This is a genomic window from Microbacterium sp. Bi128, from assembly GCF_918698205.1.
Map to the genome: position 1 here is coordinate 1 of NZ_CAKKMM010001373.1, position 1,355 is coordinate 1,355.

The 1,355-nt window shown below is 70.4% G+C and carries 1 protein-coding gene and 1 pseudogene; both read right to left on the reverse strand.

The window, feature by feature from the left end; translation table 11 throughout:
• The coding region (locus tag LQV45_RS32910) for a uroporphyrinogen-III C-methyltransferase (RefSeq protein WP_230011856.1) at window positions 1-726 on the reverse strand (726 nt) is incomplete at its 3' end.
• A gap of 2 nt (window positions 727-728) precedes the next feature.
• A pseudogene (locus LQV45_RS32915) lies at window positions 729-1,355 on the reverse strand (nitrite reductase (NAD(P)H)); the annotation flags it as partial.

A 1,355-nucleotide genomic window follows, 5' to 3' on the forward strand; every position in this document is an offset into this window, starting at 1 on the left:
GGGCAGTTCGTTCTCGGTCAGCGGGGAATGGCCTGAAACAACCGTGAACATGTGGCTGACTTCGCGGTGCGTGACCGGGATGCCGGTGGCGGCCGGAACCGAGATGGCGCTGGTGACTCCGGAGATGACGGGGGACGGAACCCCGGCCGCGACGCAGGGCGCGACTTCCTCGCCGCCGCGGCCGAACACATAGGGGTCCCCGCCCTTGAGGCGGACCACATTGTTGCCGGCCAGCGCGCTTTCCACCATGAGCTTTTCGATGTCTGCCTGGCTGACCTTGTGGTGGCCGGGCTTCTTGCCCACATCCACTAGCTCTGCCGAGGTCAGGGACGGCAGGTCCTGGTACGGGGCGAGCCGGTCGTAGAAGACGACGTCGGCGTCGCGCAGCGCGGCGACGGCGGCGACGGTGAGCAGCTCGGTGGTCCCGGGTCCGCCGCCGACCAGCGTGACGTGGCCCGCCGGGCCGGCCGGGGGCTCGGCCGCCACCGGAATGCCGGTGGCACGGCACCGGCCGAGGAGGGCCTCCCAGCCCGGCTGGCCGTCGTCGACCGCCGCGACCAGGAACGGGCGCTCGGGCAGCGGGCCGTCCATGCCGGCGCCCTGCGGGGTGCTGAGGCGGAACACGACGGCGCCGGCCGCCTCATAGCGCCGCGCGGCCTGACGGGCGGCGTGGTCCGCGCCCGTGACCAGGACTTCGCGTCCGGTGAGGTCAATGGTGAGCTGCATGGCTATACCTCGTTCTCGTCAGGCAGTCCCGGGGTGGTGGCTCGGATCGGAATGGAAGCCCCGATCAGGACCGGCTGCTGCCCGGCCCGCGCCTTCTCCTCCGCTGTCGCGGGGCGCATCTGGCCGCGCTCGTCGGAGACGAAGGTGATCGAATCGTCTTTCTGGTCCGGGGCGTTGACGAAGGAGCGGAAGCGGCGGAGGCGTTCGGGATCCTTCAGGGTGTCGGCCCATTCGTCGACGTAGGTGTCAACGTGCTTGGCCATGGCGGCTTCGAGGTCCTCGGCGATGCCCAGGGTGTCGTGGACCACCACGTCCTCGACGTGCTTGATGCCGCCGTCGAGCTCTTCCTGCCAGCGCGCGGTGCGCTGCAGCCGGTCGGCCGTGCGGATGTAGTACATGAAGTAGCGGTCGATGTACTTGATCAGGGTTTCGTCGTCGAGGTCCTTGGCCAGCAGCTGGGCGTGCGCCGGAGTGGCGCCGCCGTTGCCGCCGACGTACAGGTTCCAGCCGTCGGCGGTGGCGATGACGCCGACGTCCTTGCCCCGGGCCTCCGCACATTCGCGGGCGCAGCCGGAGACGCCCATCTTCAGCTTGTGCGGGCTGCGGAGGCCGCGGTAGCGCAGCTCGAG